This window comes from Streptomyces sp. NPDC060035, from assembly GCF_042736635.1.
Classification (GTDB): Bacteria; Actinomycetota; Actinomycetes; order Streptomycetales; family Streptomycetaceae; genus Streptomyces.
The window spans coordinates 132,938-148,703 of record NZ_JBHWVO010000014.1; the positions used below are offsets into that span (position 1 = coordinate 132,938).

A 15,766-nucleotide genomic window follows, 5' to 3' on the forward strand; every position below is an offset into this window, starting at 1 on the left:
GACCAACGGCGTAACCGACGACGCACATCCCCCAGAACTGACATGCATACGACGCTAACCACCCGCGATACGCCCTGTCTTGGGCCCGCGGGCCCAACTCTGCGGACTCGGGCCGGACTCCCCTAGCGCTCGGCCTCGCCGCGGGTGCCGAGGCCCCGGCCGATCAGCGGGGCGACCGTGCGGATCAGCTTCAGCTGGGTCGAGCGCAGGACGCGCACGGTGGTGTCGTCGGGCCATCCGGTGGTGGTCGACCACTCGTATCCCGAGCCGACCACATCGCTGGCGAAGGCGAGCTCCGTCGCAAGCAGGGCCCTCGCCCAGTCCATGGGGTCCAGAGCCTCTCTCGCGGCGAGGGCGCTGCGGATCCACATGCCCCGGCGGTTCAGGTCGTGCGTACTGTCGAAGCCCATGGCCACGGCGAACTCCTCCGTGCAGCGTGCGGGGCCGCTCCACTCGATCAGACCCTGCTGCAGGAGCCGGGACTCCTCGTCGGTCAGGGTCAGTTGCTCAGCCGTGGGCATGTCCGTCGTCACCTTCCGGTTGCGGCCCGGCCCGGCGCCGTGGGGGAGCGCCGGGACGGGCGTCGATCACCTGCAGCGCCGACGCTAATTCCCGGACGGCCACCCGTCTTGGGCCCAGGGACCCAACTCGCACCGCGCCGGCAGGAACCGTCAGCCGGCGTGGAACGTGATCGCCCGGGCACGTCCTCAACCGATGAGGGTCTCCTTCGGGCGGACCACGCAGAACTCGTTCCCCTCCGGATCGGCCAGCACGGTCCACGACTCGTTGCCGCTCTGCCCGACGTCCGCCCTGCGGGCGCCGAGTGCGAGGATGCGCTCGATCTCGGCCTCCCTGTCCTGTGCGGCGGACGTCAGATCGAGGTGCAGGCGGTTCTTGACGACCTTACGGTCCGTCACCGGCATGAAGCAGATTCCCACCGGCGCGGTTTCGTCCGGCCCGATGACGACCTCCCGCTCCCGCTCGGACAGGATCCGCCAGCCCAGTACCTCGGCCCAGAACCGGGCCAGGGCGGGCAGGTCGTGGGCGTCGATGACGACGTGATGCAGGGAGAGAGGCATGTCGGCCAGTGTGCCCGGGTTGTCGCCCGGACAGACCCTGGCCGTGCGGGCCGACGACGGCCGTCGGCTTCCCCGTCCCGCCGCAGCGCCCGTCGGTTGCGCACGTCAGTTGTGCACGTCGCAGCGCCAAGGCACGGCCTGCGCCCTGACGGCGAGCCGGTGAAGCGCTGAACGGGGAGTCCCTGCGCGGGAGCATGGATGCCGGTGAGGTGCAGTAGGTGCAGTCCGCGGCACGCGCACTGCGGCGGGCATGCAGCAAGACGCTCACGCAGTCGAGAGCCGAGGCGCCGGTCCGCGACTCCGGGGCCTGAACGGCCGGCTTCGCCGTCGAGGGCACGTCACACGCTGAGGGCGGCGTTCCCGAACACCCGCCACGGTGACTGGTCGACCGGCTCGAGGGCCGCCAGCTGCGGATGCCGGGTCGCGATGTCCTCCCGCACGGCAAGGACGTCGGGCCACTCGTCGAGACCGGCCGTCCCGTCGACGACCACCCCGTCCCAGTCCGTCCCCGCGGTCACACCCTCGCGGTCGACGACGAACCCGATGCACAGCACGGACGCCCGCCCGACCGTCAGCCTGATCGCCCGCACGGCATTCTCCAGCTCCCTCGGAGGCAGCTCCCCGAGGCCGAACTCGGCCACGGCCACCCGCGGCCCCGCCCGGCGGATGCGCATCAGGACGTCCATGTCATGGCTCACCCACAGCCGCACACCGATCCCGTCCAGTCTCTCCAGCCCGGCGATGGAGAGAAGCTGCTCCCTGGAGACCGGCGACCGGGTCCCGCAGGACCCCGGCGATGCGGGGTCCTGACTGTCGAGCACGATGCGCCCGCTGACCGGGTGGGCCAGCCGGAGCCCCGCCGCTTCGAGATCGCCGAGCAGTGTCCCGGCATCCACCCGGGTCCAGCCCAGGTGGTACGAGTGGAAGAACCCGGCACCCATGGAACGCCTCACCCCTTCACCGCGTGAACACTTCGCTTCGGCGCCGGCCGACCGGCTCACCAGCGAGAATATTCAGCCGCCCCGGCCCGGCGCGTGGGTCCAGGGACCCACCCCCGGCCCAAACCGGAATCGTCCGGTACGTCACTCGCACTTGGGCCCGGTTTTGGGGCCGAGGGCCCAGGTCACGGGCGCATTCCAGCCGTACGCTCACGCCCGACAGGGCAACATGCGTGCGTTCGGAGAGGGGTTGGACCGTGAGCGGTGGCGGCTGGGGAGACAAAGGCGCGGGCCACATATCGCCGGGGCGCGTCCCCGGCGGGACCCCGGGCGCTCGACGCGGCTGGTTCTTCCCTCTCACCCGCAGCTGGGCTGCGGGCGCCCTCATCTACGTTGCCGCCGGTTTCCTCGTCACACGGGCACTCTTCGAGACACTCGCCACCGATGAACGACTCGAACTCTTCGGATGGCGACTGGCCCTGCTGCATCTGCCCGGTGTCCTCGTCACCGTACTGACGGTCCTGGGCGCCGCCCGCGCCCTCCCCGACGAGCAGCGCGGCTCACGCTTCCTGTACGTGCTCGGCACGTTGGCCGTCCCGGTGGCCGGGCTCCTGTACGGCTACGTCGTTTCCTGGGACGTCGTGGGCACCGAGGGCATCCTGATGCCGATCGTCTCCATGGCCACGGGCGCGGCCGTGGGGCTCGCGCTGGACCGGCTGATGGAGGAGCGCGGCACGCCGTCCGCATCCCCGCTGCCGTACCCGCATGCGTACAACTGGCGCGACGGCGGAGCCACGGCCACGGAGTATCTCGGCGTCATCGTCCTGGTCGTCGCGCTGATCAGCGCGCTGGCCATGGCCGGTATCGGCGGCCGGATCGGGGAAGGCATCCGGTGCGCGATCAGCTCGCTGACCGGCGCCGGCGCGGGCTGCACCACCGGTGGGAACGGCACGGCGAAGCCGAAGACCGACGCCGACTACGAGCCCAAGCTCTGCCAGATCTCCAACGTCTCCGACACCGCGGGCGGCAAGGTCAAGATCGGCTGGTTCGAGTGGGGCGAGGAGTACGGCTTCCAGCAGAAGGTCGCCCAGGCCAACACCGATGTGAACGAGGACGGAAAGGTCGACGAGAACGACAAGCTCGTCTACATGACCTTCACCGACGCCGCGTCGGCGGGCGTCAACGCCAGCACCCCGGGCGTCAAGCTCGGCAGTCTGGGCAAGGCGGACGTCGACATCGGCGGCGGCATCAAGATCACCAATGGTGACACCTGGGTGTTCAAGAGCGAGGCGGATGCCCAGAAGATGCGGGACGACATCGAGGAAATGAAGATGTGGGAGACCTCGATGACCCACAGCGGCGGCTACGGCGGCGGCTGGTACTCCGGCATGAAGTGGGCGGAGAAGAAGGAAGACATCGAGAAGAAGATCGGTGACAAGAAGATCTCCTACTCGACCATCGGCCTCAACGTGTACGCGGACGGCGGTCTGTCCATCAAGGCGGGCGACGACACCAAGCTCGGCGCCAAGCTGGGCGGCAAGGCCAAGTTCTCGCCGGACGTGACCATCACCAAGGACGACGTGAACGGCAACGAGTCGTACACGTACACCGCCAAGCTCGAACTCGAGGGCAAGGTCGGCGGCACCGCAGGCCCGCTGGGCGGCACAGCCGGCGCGAAGAACACCAACACGGGCGCCATCACCGTCACCCGCGACCAGAAGACCGGAAAGATCGTCCGGATCGACATGACGAAGACGGTGGAGAAGACCTCGACGTCCGACAAGGGCGAGGCCGGCGGCGACAACGGCCAGAAGGACAAGGACAAGCGGGGCGGCAAGGGAAGCGTCACCGACTCCTCCGGCGAGACCGGTATCGAGGTCCAGACGAACTCGATCGTCTTCGGAAAGGAGACGGACAAGGCCACGGAGGACAAGCGCGCCCTCGCCGAGCAGTGGCTGGACGGCAACGGAAACAACACCGCCCCGTTCGAGTACATGTTCGGCGACAAGTCCCTGCAGAAGAAGCCTGCCGGTAACGACCCCTTCGAGCAGATGATGTTCCAGGACGGCCTGTCGAGCACCATGCAGTACCACGGCGAGACGGACGCCCAGGAGTTCGGCTTCGAGGTCTCGCTCGGCATGAGCCTCGGGTTCTCGATCTCCGACGAGCACAAGAAGGAGACACTGACGGACGCGCAGTTCCTCGGAGCTCCGCGGGGCGACCAGCGCACGTACCTCCCGTACAGCTACTGCGCGCAGTGAACACGCACGACGAAGAGGCGATGACGTTGACGAAGTCAAAGGCGCTCGGCGCGGCTGCCGCAGTCGCCCTCGGCCTGACCCTGCTCACGGGCTGCGGCGGTACGGATGCCGCCGCGGTCCCCGACGGATGGGGCACGCTCGACACGAAGAGCCTGTCGGTCGGCTACCCCGAGGACCAGGGGTACGCCGAGCAGCCGGCGGCCGAGCGTGCCGAGGCCAATGCCGCGGTCGCCCTCAAGGAGGAGGGCGGGCTGCGCACCGGCATGGTGTCGGTTCAGCTGAACTTCGCCACCGGCGTCAGCGACGCCGAAGAGGCGGCGGCTGCGGCGGGCGCCGGAATCGGGTTCGGCGCGACCCGCAAGGACACCAAGGACGTGCGGCTCAGCGGTGAGGAGAGCGCCCGTGAAGCACGGAGGATCGACTACGAGTTCACCTCGTCGGGCGAAGAACGGACTCCCCCGAAGGGAACCCGTATGACAGGGATCGTGGTGGCCGGTGTCGACTCGAAGGACGTACCGTTCGCCATCCGGGTCAACGCCGTGAAGGGCGCACTGAGCCCGGCCGATCTCGATGCGTTCGTCGAGTCCATCACCGTCAAGTAACCCGTTCCGGAGCCGCGTTCATGGACGTACTGCCCGGTGGCACGGCCACCTTCCTGCTGCTGTTCGGCCTGTTCCTCGGCGCGTTCGCAGTCCGTTCCGCCCTCCGGCTGATCCGGGTGCTGCGGCTGGTGCGGCACGGACAACACGTCGAGGGCCGGTGTTCGGACCGGCGCGTGGAGGACCGCGGGTCCGGGACGGAGAACCGCTACCGCACGGAGTACGTCTTCGCCTTCCGCACCCCGGACGGCCGGGAGGTGGAGTTCACCGACCATGCTCCGGGACCGTTCGGCTTCGAGGTCGGGGCACCGATACGGGTCACGTACGACCCCGCAGACCCGTCCGGGCGCGCCACGGTGGCGGGGCCGGGGGCATGGGGACCTCTGCTGATGCCGGCAGTGTTCGCGGTGGTGCTGGGGCTGTTCTCGGTGGGACTGATCGCGGGGTTCGCGGCGATGCTGTGAGCCGGTACGGGTTCCGCGCTCTGCTGCCCGGACCGTGACCGCGCGATCTGCGGGCGGGCCGGGGCGTCGGATCCGTCGCCCGGACCCCGGCGCGTTCCCCAGGTGCCTGCCCCGGTGTCAGAACGTGCCCCGGTCGAACGGGGCGGCGCGCGGCTCCAGTGCGCCGGCCGCCCGCAGCACGTTGTTGGCCTCGAAGCTGGTCGCCGTCAGTGATCCGACGGTGATCGAAGCCTGGCATTCGAAGGTTCGTACGGACCGCTTCCGGTGGCACGTGTCCCCCTTGAAGTGCTGCCCGTTACAGAAGCGATCACGTGACAGGCCATCGATCCGCTCCGCAAGGCGAACCTCCACGGCCACACCTACGCCATCGGCTCCGTGGTGGCAGCGACCGCCCTGGATCGTGCAGGACCGCGGATGGTCGTCACTTCGGACGTGGACGACATCAACAAACTCTGCGGCGACCGTGTGCACGCGGTCAGTGTCCGAGGAGACGCACGGCCCTTTCGATCGCGGCGTCAGGCCGCATGGGCGCCGGCCGAGCGGCGGCCCCGTCGGCCGATTGCGTACCAGGCACCCAGGCCCAGCACGAGTACCGTTCCGATTCCGATCCCGGCGATGCCGACCACCCGCATCGTGACACTGCCTCCAGCTGCTACGCCTGTGTCAGCGAGGCCGAATCCTGCCGCCTCCGCGTCACCGTCGTAGGCCGGACCCGCCTGCGCCGTCCCCTTGAGGTCGACGTCGAGCGTCAACGGGACGCTGCTGGGCACCTTGGGGTCCAGCGAGACCTGGATGTAGTACCAGCCCTGGAAGCGCATCGCCTGCTGCCCTCCCGAGCCGCTCGACGAGCGGTTGGCGTAGGCGGCCGGAGCCGTGCCCAGATCCAGGCCGGTGGGCGCGCCCGTGTAGCTGGTGGACTTGTCCGCGACCTGACCGCGCGCGGTGTTGTAGAGAGCCAATCGCAGCCCGTTGACGGCGAAAGACCCACTTCCTGAGGCGGAGTTGGCCAGCTGGGCCCGCAGGAACAGCTGCTGACCCCACGCGACCGGCACCTTGTAGAAGCGGCTCTCGCCGGGCCGGACGTCGTCCCTCCAGGCGCCCTGGTCCACTGCGGCCGCATCGTTGAAACCCGTGCCGCCGGTGGCCTTCCTCGGGGTGCCGGAGTTCGACGAGGGCGCCTTCGAGCTCCAGCCGGTCGGCACCTGGGGGTCGGCGGCGCCCGGCTTCAGGCCGGGCTCAGCCATATAGGTGAGCTCGATGGGCCAGTCCTGGGCAGCGGCGCCGCCGGTCCCCGCTCCCGCCCACTCCACGGTGTAGAGGTACTCCCCGGCCTGCTGGCAGGGCCGGTTCGACTCGATGCGGCGCGACGCATAGCCCGCGACGGGGCGGGTGGACTCGCCTCCGAAGGTCACGCTCTCGCCGGTGCCGCACTGCGTACCGTCGGTGGAGGCCAGCGAGACCCGGATACCGTCGAGGATCCCGCTCCGCGAACCCGGAGGGGGCGCAAGTACCGTCGAGACGAAGGCGTTGGACGTGTCATCCAGCTGGACGCGGTAGTACTTCTTCTGCCCCCGGCCGATGGTGTCCGTGTAGATGCCGGCGCGCTCCAGCTCGGGACCGTCCGCACTCGATGCGGTCCCCTCGATCGGCACCGCGTCGGCGGCAGGCCGGTAGGCCGGGGCGCTCCCCGGTACATCTTCGGCGGGGATCGCTGCAACGGCTCTCCCCGGAAGCAGCGCAACGCAGAGCGCCGCCACTGCGATGGCGGCACCGCCTCGGGACCACGCCATCATTCCGTTCCTCACTGCCGACACCGGGACCCCATTCTTACGGCACCGCACCCGCGCGCAGGGGTCCGGTGCCGTGACCACACGGTCACGGCACCGGACCCCCGGGGACTGCGTATCAGCTCTGCGACCCGCTGGTGCGTGGGAAGGAGACCTCCACGCGGCGGTTCTTCTTGCGGCCCTCTTCGGTTGCGTTGTCGGCGATCGGGTACTGCTCCCCGTAGCCACGAATCTCGAAGGTGACGCTCGGGAGCTTCTGGGCGAGTACGCCCTGCACCGCATTGGCCCGCTGCTTGGAGAGCACGTCGCCGTGGGCGGAGGAGCCGAGGTTGTCGGTGAACCCGAACACCCGCACCTTGGTGGCGTTCTGGGTCTTGATCTCCTCGGCGATCGCGTTGATCCGCGCATTGGCCGCGCCGCTCAGCTTTGCGCTGTCCTTGCCGAAGAGGACCTCGGCCTGCAGCGCGAAGGTGATGTCCGCGTTGGTGTCCGCCCGGCGCTCCTCGCCGCTCAGGTCCTCGACGATGGACTTGATGTCGAGGACGCGGACGTCACCGAGGGTCGCGCCGTCACCGAGCATCAGGCCAGGTGAATTGGCGTCGATCTCTACCGGCGGTGAGGCGCTGGGGACGGCCGTGGGACTGTCGTCTGCCGTTGCGGAGGTCGCTCCCCAGAGGGTGGACGTGCCGAGAACTACCGCTGCGGCAGCGAAGAGACCGACGCGGTGGCGCATCGCGCTGCGTGACGCGACGCGTGTGGGGGTGGGTGGCTGCATGGCGGTCGTCACCCCGAGATCTTGATCGTCGCGGTGGGCATGGTCGGGATCTGGAACTCGACCTCTGAGGTGGTCTCCGGCGGTGCGGGGAACTGGGCGAAGAACGGTGCCTCTCCCCCGGGCGGAAGTCCCTCGAACTTTGTGCACAGGCAGCGGCCATCAGTGTCACGGAGGATCAGGTAACGCTTCTTGCCCTCTCGATCTACCAACGAAGCACCTGCCATGGAAGCCCCGTTGTTCACGAGCTCCTGCTCCATTCCTTGCCATCCGACAGCTGCCCAAATCTGCTTGGAGCCGTTCGCCACCCGTCCCTTGACCGTGATGAACCCGCCAGACTCTCGCTTGGCCGAGCTGACGGTGGCTACCACGCCGTCCTTGCCCGTGATCGTGGCGAGCACCTGTCCATCGTCTTCTTCAGCCGGTGCAGGCGCTTGACTCTTCTGACCGTCGGAGGAAGCGGAGGGCTCCTTGGTCTTGCTCTCCGGCTTGTCGGATCCCGTGTCGCCCCCGCATGCCGTCAGCACGACAGCCATGGCTACAGAGGCGGCAGCCACAGCTGCCCCCTTGAGTCGAATCCGGGTCATGGCTGCACGCATCGGCGTGGTCCTCTCGGTGTCGTTCACTTACTTGTCGGCCAGGTGGACGGAGAAAAGGTCTGCCAGATCCGGCAGGAGTTTCAGATTCTTCGGGTCGATGCTGAAGTCATCGTCATCGTCATCGCAGACGACTTTGTAGGACTTCTGCTCCTCGCCGTCGCCCGTGTCGCCGTCATCCTCCTCGGAAGGACTCGGCGTGGGACGGGTGTCCTCTTCGATGCGGCAGCGGGGCTCGATCACCGCTCTGGCGGTGGCCCTGGCCTTCTCCGTCTTCGTACTGGCGATCACCGAGTCACCGACGGGCTTCTTCGTTTCGACCTTGATGGTGTACGACGCCTCGGGCCAGTAGTCCGGGTCGCAGCTGATCGAACGGGCGTCGTTCTTGGAAGCGAGCCAGTCGGCGGCTGCACAGGAGCTCGCGTCGACACCACGCCCACTCAGCAGGTCGTCCCACTGATCGAGGTCGAAGACGCTGGGCCAGCTCAGCTTGTCGCGCGCATCCTGCGCGGCGGCAAGCGCGGCCGCGTCGGCAGCGGTCTGGGCCTCGTTCTTCTTCATGGATGCCTGGCCGACGGCAAAGTACGCGAACGCAAGGAAGAGCAGGCCCGCCACCACCACGATGTAGATGGGGAAAGCCTGCCCTGCCTCACGCGTCTGTCTGGCGATTACTCGCCGCCGCCGCCCGTGATCTTGCCGATCTGGGTAGTGATGGCAGTCCCGATCGTGGTTCCGATGTTCGTCGTCATGAGCGCCGCGATGATCGCCACGACCACCACGATGATGCCCAGGTACTCCACCGCGCCCTGCCCCCGGTCCGCCCGGGCCTTCATACGCTCGACGGACGTGTTCGCCCAGACCTTGGCGTTGACGGAAGCCTTCAGCATCAGGTTGCTCATGGTGTGCCCCTCCGGGTTCGGCCGACCGGTAGCCGGCCGACGCGTATGTCTCTGTGGTGCCGCTTCCGTTACCGGCTTCCTCCTGGCCGGTGCCGTTGGCGACATGAGAAACGTACGGCGGGACACCCTGTTCGGCGCAGGGTCCCAGGGCCCAAAGCCGGGCCCAAAACCCGCGTTGGGCCCGTCGTCCTATCCGCGTCCCCGTGATGGGGTCGCTCCTCCCCCGTTCAGCCATGGCTGCCTGTCCCCCTCGTTCCAGGTCCCGCGCTCGGCGCAGTACCGAGCCAACGGGCGATCGCCTCACTGCGGCTGCCACTGTGCAGCTTGGTGAAGATCCTGTTGATGTGGTTCTTGACGGTCTTTTCGCTGATGAAGCAGGTCGCGGCGATCTGCTGGTTGCTCATGCCCGAGGCGATGAGCTCCATGACCTCCACCTCCCGCGAACTCAGGTCGAACTGCTGCTTGTTGGACGGCTGCACCCGATGTGGTCCTGCATCTGTCGAAGACTGTGCCACAACAGGTTGCATGTGCGAAAGGCTTTGCGGTCCGTCTGCGGGTCGCACCCCCGAGGGCCCGGGGGCGGGAGGCCCGTAGGGCCCGCTCCCCGGCGGCTGGGCCGGATAGCCGGGGCCCGCGTACGGGACGCCGGTGGACAGGGCCGCTCCGAGGCCCTCCGGGAGGTGCCTCGGTTGCTGGTCCGGGCCTTGGCGCATATGGGCGAGAAGGGCATTGGCCGCAGTGGCGGTGAAGTGGGCACGGCCGCTCTTCGTGTCGCGTACCGCCTGCACCAGCTGGTCGGCCGTGAACTCGCCGTGGACGAGGTAGCCGCCCGCACCCAGGCGCAGCGCCTCATGGACGATGTCGCTCTCGCGGCTGTACGTCAGCATCATCACGGGTGCAATCTGCACGAGGTGCGGCAAAGCGGAGATGCCGTCCACGCCGGGCATCCGGACGTCGAGCAGAACGACGTCCGGCCGGTGGCGTACAGCGGCGTCGTAGGCCTCGCGGCCGTCCGCGGCCTCTGCCACGACCTCGATGTCGACGCGGCCGCTGAGCAGGACTCCCAGCCCCGCCCGTACCACCGGGTTGTCGTCTGCGACGACGACTCGCAGGGCGGTGGCCGCCGGCAGGTCCGGAGCGGCCGGGAACGGCGGCATCGCTTCGGATGGCTGAGATGCCACAGCTTGCGGGGGGACGGCGGAGGGCTGAGGGACTGCAGATTGCGGAGGGGCTGCGGAGGGCTGGGGGGCAGGGAATCCGGGTGAGCTGATGTCTGTGGTGAGCGGCTTGTCGTGCGGGGACGTGTGCTGGGAGGCGTGGTTGTGCGCCGCCCAGTTCTGTCCCGACGCGCGGGAGACGTCGTCCGGCATTCTGCGACCTCCTCTCAAGGTGTGTGGGGACGAAGGTTCGGTTGGCTGATCAGTTCGGTTGCGGTGCGGGGCGGCTGTGCAGGGTCGGTGCGAGGGCGGCTGTCGGCAGTTCCACCCGGACCTCGGTGCCCTTGGCCGCCCGGCCCTTGCCGATGCGGATGCGGGCGCCGATCGAGGCTGCGCGTTCGACCATGCCGACGAGGCCGAAGTGGCCTGCCCGCTTCAGGTCGTCGAGCGTGGTACCCGCGGGCAGGCCCTGGCCGTCGTCGTACACGCTGACGCGAAGGACGTCGCCCTTGATGCCCGCGAGGACGACAAGATAGGTGGGGTGGGCGTGCCGGTGGGCGTTCTCCATCGCTTCGGAGGCGACGGTGAGCAGCTGACGCGCGACGACCTGCGGCACCAACGGCACCGGCGCTTCGCCAAGGGTGCGGAACACGGCGTTCATTCCGTGGCGTCTGGTGAAGTCCTCCGCCCTGGCCCGGAGTTCGATGACGATGTCGACCCCGCCGTCCAGACCGGATTCGCGGCGCAGGTCGGACAGCAGTTCACGCGATTCGGCGGCAGCCCGGCGAGCGGACCTGGCTACCAGTTCTGCCTGGTGCTTGACGGTCAGCGGATCCATCCGGTCGGAGGAGTGGGCCAGACCGTCGGCCGCCAGAGCCAGGCCGTGCAGGGTCTTGGCGACGGAGTCGTGCATCTCACGGGCCAGTCGGGCGCGTTCGTCCTCCACCGCCACGCTGACGGCGAGGCGGGCCCGGGTCTCGGTCAGTGCCTGGCTTGCCGACCCGACACGGAGCATGAGATTGCGCAGTGCCACGCCGACCGCACCGGCAAGAACGCAGAAGCCGGGGAGCAGCAGGACGCTGGCCAGACCGGGCTGGAGGTGAGCGTCGGCGCCGTAGGCCGCGGCCAGGATCAGGCTCTGGACGACGGCGAAGATCCCGGCGGCTCGCCAGCCGTAGAGCAGTCCGGCCAGGAGCGGGGTGCAGACGACCGCGTAACCGAGGGTCGATTCGGGTGTGGCGGTGAAGAGGAGCAGGGCGCCGAAGACGGTGTCCATGCCGAGCAGCAGCGGGTGGCGCACGAGGAGCGGTCCGAAGCGTTCCCAGTCCCGGTACAGGGCGTACGAGCCGACGACCGTCGCCAGCACCGCCGAGCCCACCAGCCATCCGGCGAGACCCGGAGCACTGTTGTCGAGGGCCTGCGGGGTGCCGATGGCGATCATGGCCAGCCGGAAGAGAAAGACCTGTCGGGCCAGCGCCTGAAGGGCGTTGACCTGGATGGAGACCGTGGGCGCCGGGCCTGCCGGGGTGGACAGGGCGGCGCTCTGGGACTCCTCGGGCGGGTCCGACTGCAGCGGGATGGTCATCGGCTCTCGCTCACTCTCCTGTGAGGGAACCGAGGTCGGTGTCGGATCCGAGGAGCATGGCGGCGCCCATGAGGATCATGGTCGCCGGAATCATGAACGTGGTGACCATCAAGGTGGCCTTCGGAACCGCCTTGGCCGCCTTGCGCCGGGCGTTCTGCGCATCCGTGCGGCGCATGTCGCCCGCGATGGCGATGAGGGTGTCGACGATCGGCGCACCGAGTTCCTCGCCCTGCTGGAGCGCCGTGACGAACATGGCGACCTGTTCGGATTCGTTGCGCTTGCGCAGCTCGTCGAACGCCTGCCGGCGGCTGACGCCCATGTCCATCTGGCGCAGGGTGATGCGCAGCTCGTCGGACCAGGGCCCCTGGTACTTCTCCGCGACCCGGTCCAGTGCCTGCCGAAAGCCGAGCCCGGCGGAGACGACGACGGCCAGGACGTCCAGGAAGTCGGGAAGTGTGCGGTCGATGTCGTCCTTGCGCTTGCGTACGGCGGCCCAGATGCCGACCTCGCCCCAGAAGAGGCCGAACGCAATCATGAACAACGCCATGAAGATCTTGCCGCTGGTGAGCATCGCGAAGGCGGCGAAGCCGCCGAGACCGCCGTAGACGGCTCGGCGTGCGGCGTAGCGGTCGATGGTGAGGCCGCCGGGGTTGCCCGCCATGTCGATCTTGCGGCGCTTCTCGTTGACCTGCTTCGGCCCCATCAGCCGGAGCACCAGGGGCGCCCAGCGCATCCCGAGCCGGTCGATACCGGAGCCCACCGCGGTGGTGCGGGTGGATCCCACTTCGAGGGCGATGGCGAGGTCGCCGGGGAGTTTCGCCTCGGCCCGGTACATCCGTATGCCTTTGAAGGCTCCGAAGACACTGAGGCCGACGACTAGAGCGAGCAGCAGTTCCATACCGGTCCCCTCCTCAGATATCGATCTTGGAAATGCGGCGGATGGCGACGAATCCGAGGGCGTAGAGGCCCAGTGAGACGACCACCGCGATCTGGCCCGCGACGGACGCCGTCATCCGGTCGAGCGCTCCGGGAAGGATCGAGTTCACGAGGAGCATCGCCCCCACGCCGATGGCCGGGACCGCGTACGCGGTGGTGTTGACCTGCGAGAGCTGGGTCCGGACCTCGCGCCGGGTCTCCTTGCGCTCCTCCAGGGTGATGGTGAGGTTGCGCAGCGAGGAGACGACCTGGCCACCGGCCCGGTTGGAGAGGATCAGCGTGGAGACGAGCACGACCAGTTCGCGGGAGGGCAGGCGCTGGGCGAGTTCGTCGAGGGCGTCGTCGAGGGTGCGGCCCACCGCCAGCTGGTCGGCGACGACGCGGAGCTCGTCGCCCGCCGGAGCCTCGAGTTCGTCTGCGGCCATGGCGATGGAGGTACGCAGGGAGAGGCCGGCCTGGGTGGCGTTGGCCAGTACCCGGGAGATCTCGGGCAACTGGCTGATGAAGGCTTCGGTGCGCTTGGTGCGGTGCCAGCTGAGGAACGTATTGGCACCCCAGATCCCGATGAGCCCTGCCAGCGGGCCGAAGAACGCGGCCAGCGCGGAGGCCGCGATCAGCCAGAGGGCGGCGACGGAGCACAGGACGTAGAGGAAGTATTCGCCCGGTGTGATGTCGAGGCCGGTGGCCGCGAGCCTCAGCTCGATCCTCTTGCCGAGCTTCGTGCGGCGCAGCCGGCGGTCGAGCCCCCGGAAGCGGCGGTGCGGGCCGAGGTCGATCTGTCCCGTCGCCGAAAGCCTGTCGACGAGGGCTTCACGCTGGGACTTACCCGAGTGGTAGGTATGCAGGCCCATGACGCCGAGGACGCAGAACAGCAGCGTGACGCCGATGGTGAGAGGTGCGAGGTTGTCCATGTCGAGGTACCTATCGAGCCTCTCGGGTGGCGAGATATTCGTCGGAGGGGGCGACCCCGAAGGCCTGGGGGATCGGCTGTCCGGCCATGTGGAACCGGTCGGCGACGCGACGCGGGAGCGGGAGGGCCTGGAACTCGCCGTGGACCACACCGTCGGTGCCCATCGGCCGGGCGTTGAACCGGGCCACGGTCACGATCCTGTACGGATCGCGGCCGTGCGAGTCGAGCACCGCGACCTCGGTGACCTTGCGGGCGCCGTCGGCGTGCCGGGTGAGCTGGACGATGATGTCCACCGCGCTGTTGATCTGGTCGTGCAGGGCCTCGAAGGGGATCTTGATCTCGGACATGGAGGCGAGGGTCTGCAGACGCATCAGGGCGTCCTCGGCGCTGTTGGCGTGCACGGTCGCCAGCGAACCGTCGTGGCCGGTCGACATCGCCTGGAGCATGTCAAGCGATTCGCCGCCTCGGACCTCACCGACGACGATGCGGTCGGGGCGCATACGCAGCGAGTTGCGGACCAGGTCGCGAATGGTGACCTGGCCCTTTCCTTCGACGTTCGCCGGACGGGTCTCCAGCCGGATCACATGGCTCTGCTGGAGCTGGAGTTCGGCCGAGTCCTCGATGGTCACGATGCGTTCGCCGTCCGGGATGAGTCCCGACAGTGCGTTGAGGAGGGTGGTCTTCCCGGTACCCGTGGCTCCTGAAACGATCACGTTGAACTTGGCCTGGACAAGGCCCGCCAGAAGGATCAGCATCTGCTGGTCGATCGAGCCGAAGCCGACCATCTCCTGGAGCGTGAAGGACCGGGGGAAGCGGCGGATGGTCAGCGTCGCACCGGTGAGCGAGAGCGGCGGGATGATCACGTTGACGCGCTCACCGCTGGGAAGGCGGGCATCCACCATCGGATTGGCCTCGTCCACCCGGCGGTTGACCGTGGAGACGATGCGCTCGATCGTCTGCATGAGCTGCTCATGGCTGGCGAACCGCATAGGGAGCTGCTCGACCTTGCCGGCCCGCTCCACGAAGATCTGGTCGGGTCCGTTGACCATGATCTCCGTGATGGAGGCGTCCTCGAGGAGCGGTTCCAGCACACCCAGCCCGAGCGCCTCGTCGACGACCCGGCGGATGAGCTGGGAGCGCTCGACGGTGGAGAGCACCGGGCCCTCGCGGCTGATGATGTGGCCGAGTACGCGCTCCAGACGGGCCCGGCGGTCGGCCGCGGCGAGCGAGGACATCTCCGCGAGGTCTATCTCCTCGAGAAGCTTCGCGCGGTAGGTGGCGACCAGATGGCCGTCCTCCCGCCCTCCTCCGTGCTCCTCGGGGGCGGTGATGCGTGCCCGCAGACTCATGGGTGGTACTCCTCCGGTGGGATGGGTGCGCTCAGTCGCGTGGCATGGTGGCGGACTTCTCGACGGTCCGGTCACCGAGCAGACCGAGCAGAACGTCCGGGATCTTCACCGTGACCTTCACCGTCACCGTGTCGACTCCCCTCGGCGGGGCGATCGTCGACCGCTCGGCCACCCAGTCGGTCATCGAAGCCTTGCCGACCCGCTCGTACGAGCCGTACAGGCCGTCCTGCGAGGCCGTCCGGGCGGCGGCCCTGGCACCGGTCCCCGCCTGCTGCGCGGTGTAGGCGACCAGGCCCAGCTGCATGCCCGCGAGGCCGATGAGGATGAGCACGGGCAGGAAACCGAGGTACTCGATGGCGGTCGAGCCCCGGTCCCGGTTCCGGCCGGTGGCTGCGGCCACGACCGGCCGCAGCGTCCGTATCGGTCTCATGGCC

General features: G+C 68.7%; 18 protein-coding genes. 3 read left to right on the plus strand and 15 right to left on the minus strand.

Translation table 11 applies throughout. The features are described 5' to 3' along the window. Positions 1-122 precede the first annotated feature (122 nt). The 3 genes from ACFWBQ_RS22655 to ACFWBQ_RS22665 form a co-directional block, all read right to left on the minus strand. On the minus strand, positions 123-521 hold the full coding sequence (locus ACFWBQ_RS22655) for a hypothetical protein (protein ID WP_385491889.1): 399 nt from the start codon (positions 519-521) through the stop codon (positions 123-125). Positions 522-707: 186 nt separating this feature from the next. Continuing rightward, positions 708-1,079, minus strand: a complete 372-nt coding sequence (locus tag ACFWBQ_RS22660; RefSeq protein ID WP_385491892.1) for a VOC family protein — start codon at positions 1,077-1,079, stop codon at positions 708-710. Positions 1,080-1,417: 338 nt separating this feature from the next. Continuing rightward, positions 1,418-2,020 (minus strand): hypothetical protein, encoded by a 603-nt coding sequence (locus ACFWBQ_RS22665; protein ID WP_385491895.1) that lies wholly within the window; start codon positions 2,018-2,020, stop codon positions 1,418-1,420. 254 nt (positions 2,021-2,274) lie between these two features. Between ACFWBQ_RS22665 and ACFWBQ_RS22670 the strand changes: the two genes are divergently transcribed. Genes ACFWBQ_RS22670 through ACFWBQ_RS22680 form a run of 3 tightly spaced genes read left to right on the plus strand, consistent with a single transcriptional unit; the run spans position 2,275 to position 5,341 of the window. Beyond that, positions 2,275-4,278, plus strand: coding sequence for a hypothetical protein (locus ACFWBQ_RS22670; RefSeq protein WP_385491898.1), 2,004 nt, complete (start codon positions 2,275-2,277; stop codon positions 4,276-4,278). Positions 4,279-4,298: 20 nt separating this feature from the next. Further along, entirely contained in the window at positions 4,299-4,880 is a 582-nt protein-coding gene (locus ACFWBQ_RS22675) for a hypothetical protein (protein WP_385492115.1), read from the plus strand. A 20-nt stretch (positions 4,881-4,900) separates the two neighbouring features. Further along, positions 4,901-5,341: a DUF3592 domain-containing protein gene (locus tag ACFWBQ_RS22680; protein ID WP_385491901.1), complete on the plus strand. Its 441-nt coding sequence runs from the start codon at positions 4,901-4,903 to the stop codon at positions 5,339-5,341. A 117-nt stretch (positions 5,342-5,458) separates the two neighbouring features. Here ACFWBQ_RS22680 and ACFWBQ_RS22685 read toward each other — a convergent pair whose 3' ends face one another. From ACFWBQ_RS22685 to ACFWBQ_RS22740, 12 genes are all read right to left on the minus strand, one after another. Further along, positions 5,459-5,812, minus strand: coding sequence for a hypothetical protein (locus tag ACFWBQ_RS22685; RefSeq protein ID WP_385491904.1), 354 nt, complete (start codon positions 5,810-5,812; stop codon positions 5,459-5,461). A 44-nt stretch (positions 5,813-5,856) separates the two neighbouring features. Next, positions 5,857-7,131 carry a hypothetical protein gene (locus tag ACFWBQ_RS22690; protein WP_385491907.1) on the minus strand — a complete coding sequence of 425 codons (1,275 nt, stop codon included), beginning with the start codon at positions 7,129-7,131 and terminating at the stop codon, positions 5,857-5,859. Positions 7,132-7,246: 115 nt separating this feature from the next. Further along, positions 7,247-7,903 (minus strand): OmpA family protein, encoded by a 657-nt coding sequence (locus tag ACFWBQ_RS22695; RefSeq protein ID WP_385492118.1) that lies wholly within the window; start codon positions 7,901-7,903, stop codon positions 7,247-7,249. Positions 7,904-7,911: 8 nt separating this feature from the next. Next, positions 7,912-8,499: a hypothetical protein gene (locus tag ACFWBQ_RS22700; RefSeq protein ID WP_385491910.1), complete on the minus strand. Its 588-nt coding sequence runs from the start codon at positions 8,497-8,499 to the stop codon at positions 7,912-7,914. 27 nt (positions 8,500-8,526) lie between these two features. Beyond that, on the minus strand, positions 8,527-9,165 hold the full coding sequence (locus ACFWBQ_RS22705; RefSeq protein ID WP_385492120.1) for a pilus assembly protein TadG-related protein: 639 nt from the start codon (positions 9,163-9,165) through the stop codon (positions 8,527-8,529). Then, on the minus strand, positions 9,165-9,395 hold the full coding sequence (locus ACFWBQ_RS22710; protein ID WP_385492122.1) for a hypothetical protein: 231 nt from the start codon (positions 9,393-9,395) through the stop codon (positions 9,165-9,167). Before ACFWBQ_RS22710 ends, ACFWBQ_RS22705 begins: the two co-directional genes overlap by 1 nt. 227 nt (positions 9,396-9,622) lie before the next feature. Beyond that, entirely contained in the window at positions 9,623-10,765 is a 1,143-nt protein-coding gene (locus ACFWBQ_RS22715; RefSeq protein ID WP_385491913.1) for a response regulator, read from the minus strand. A 49-nt stretch (positions 10,766-10,814) separates the two neighbouring features. After that, a complete protein-coding gene (locus tag ACFWBQ_RS22720) occupies positions 10,815-12,137 on the minus strand; it encodes a sensor histidine kinase (protein WP_385491916.1) in 1,323 nt (440 codons plus the stop codon). 10 nt (positions 12,138-12,147) lie between these two features. Beyond that, on the minus strand, positions 12,148-13,035 hold the full coding sequence (locus tag ACFWBQ_RS22725; RefSeq protein ID WP_385491919.1) for a DUF5936 domain-containing protein: 888 nt from the start codon (positions 13,033-13,035) through the stop codon (positions 12,148-12,150). A gap of 13 nt (positions 13,036-13,048) precedes the next feature. After that, complete coding sequence (locus ACFWBQ_RS22730; RefSeq protein WP_385491922.1) at positions 13,049-13,984, minus strand: type II secretion system F family protein; 936 nt, start codon at positions 13,982-13,984, stop codon at positions 13,049-13,051. 10 nt (positions 13,985-13,994) lie between these two features. Next, positions 13,995-15,332, minus strand: a complete 1,338-nt coding sequence (locus ACFWBQ_RS22735; RefSeq protein ID WP_385491925.1) for a CpaF family protein — start codon at positions 15,330-15,332, stop codon at positions 13,995-13,997. Between the two features lie 31 nt (positions 15,333-15,363). After that, positions 15,364-15,762, minus strand: coding sequence for a TadE/TadG family type IV pilus assembly protein (locus ACFWBQ_RS22740; protein ID WP_385491928.1), 399 nt, complete (start codon positions 15,760-15,762; stop codon positions 15,364-15,366). Positions 15,763-15,766: the final 4 nt, after the last annotated feature.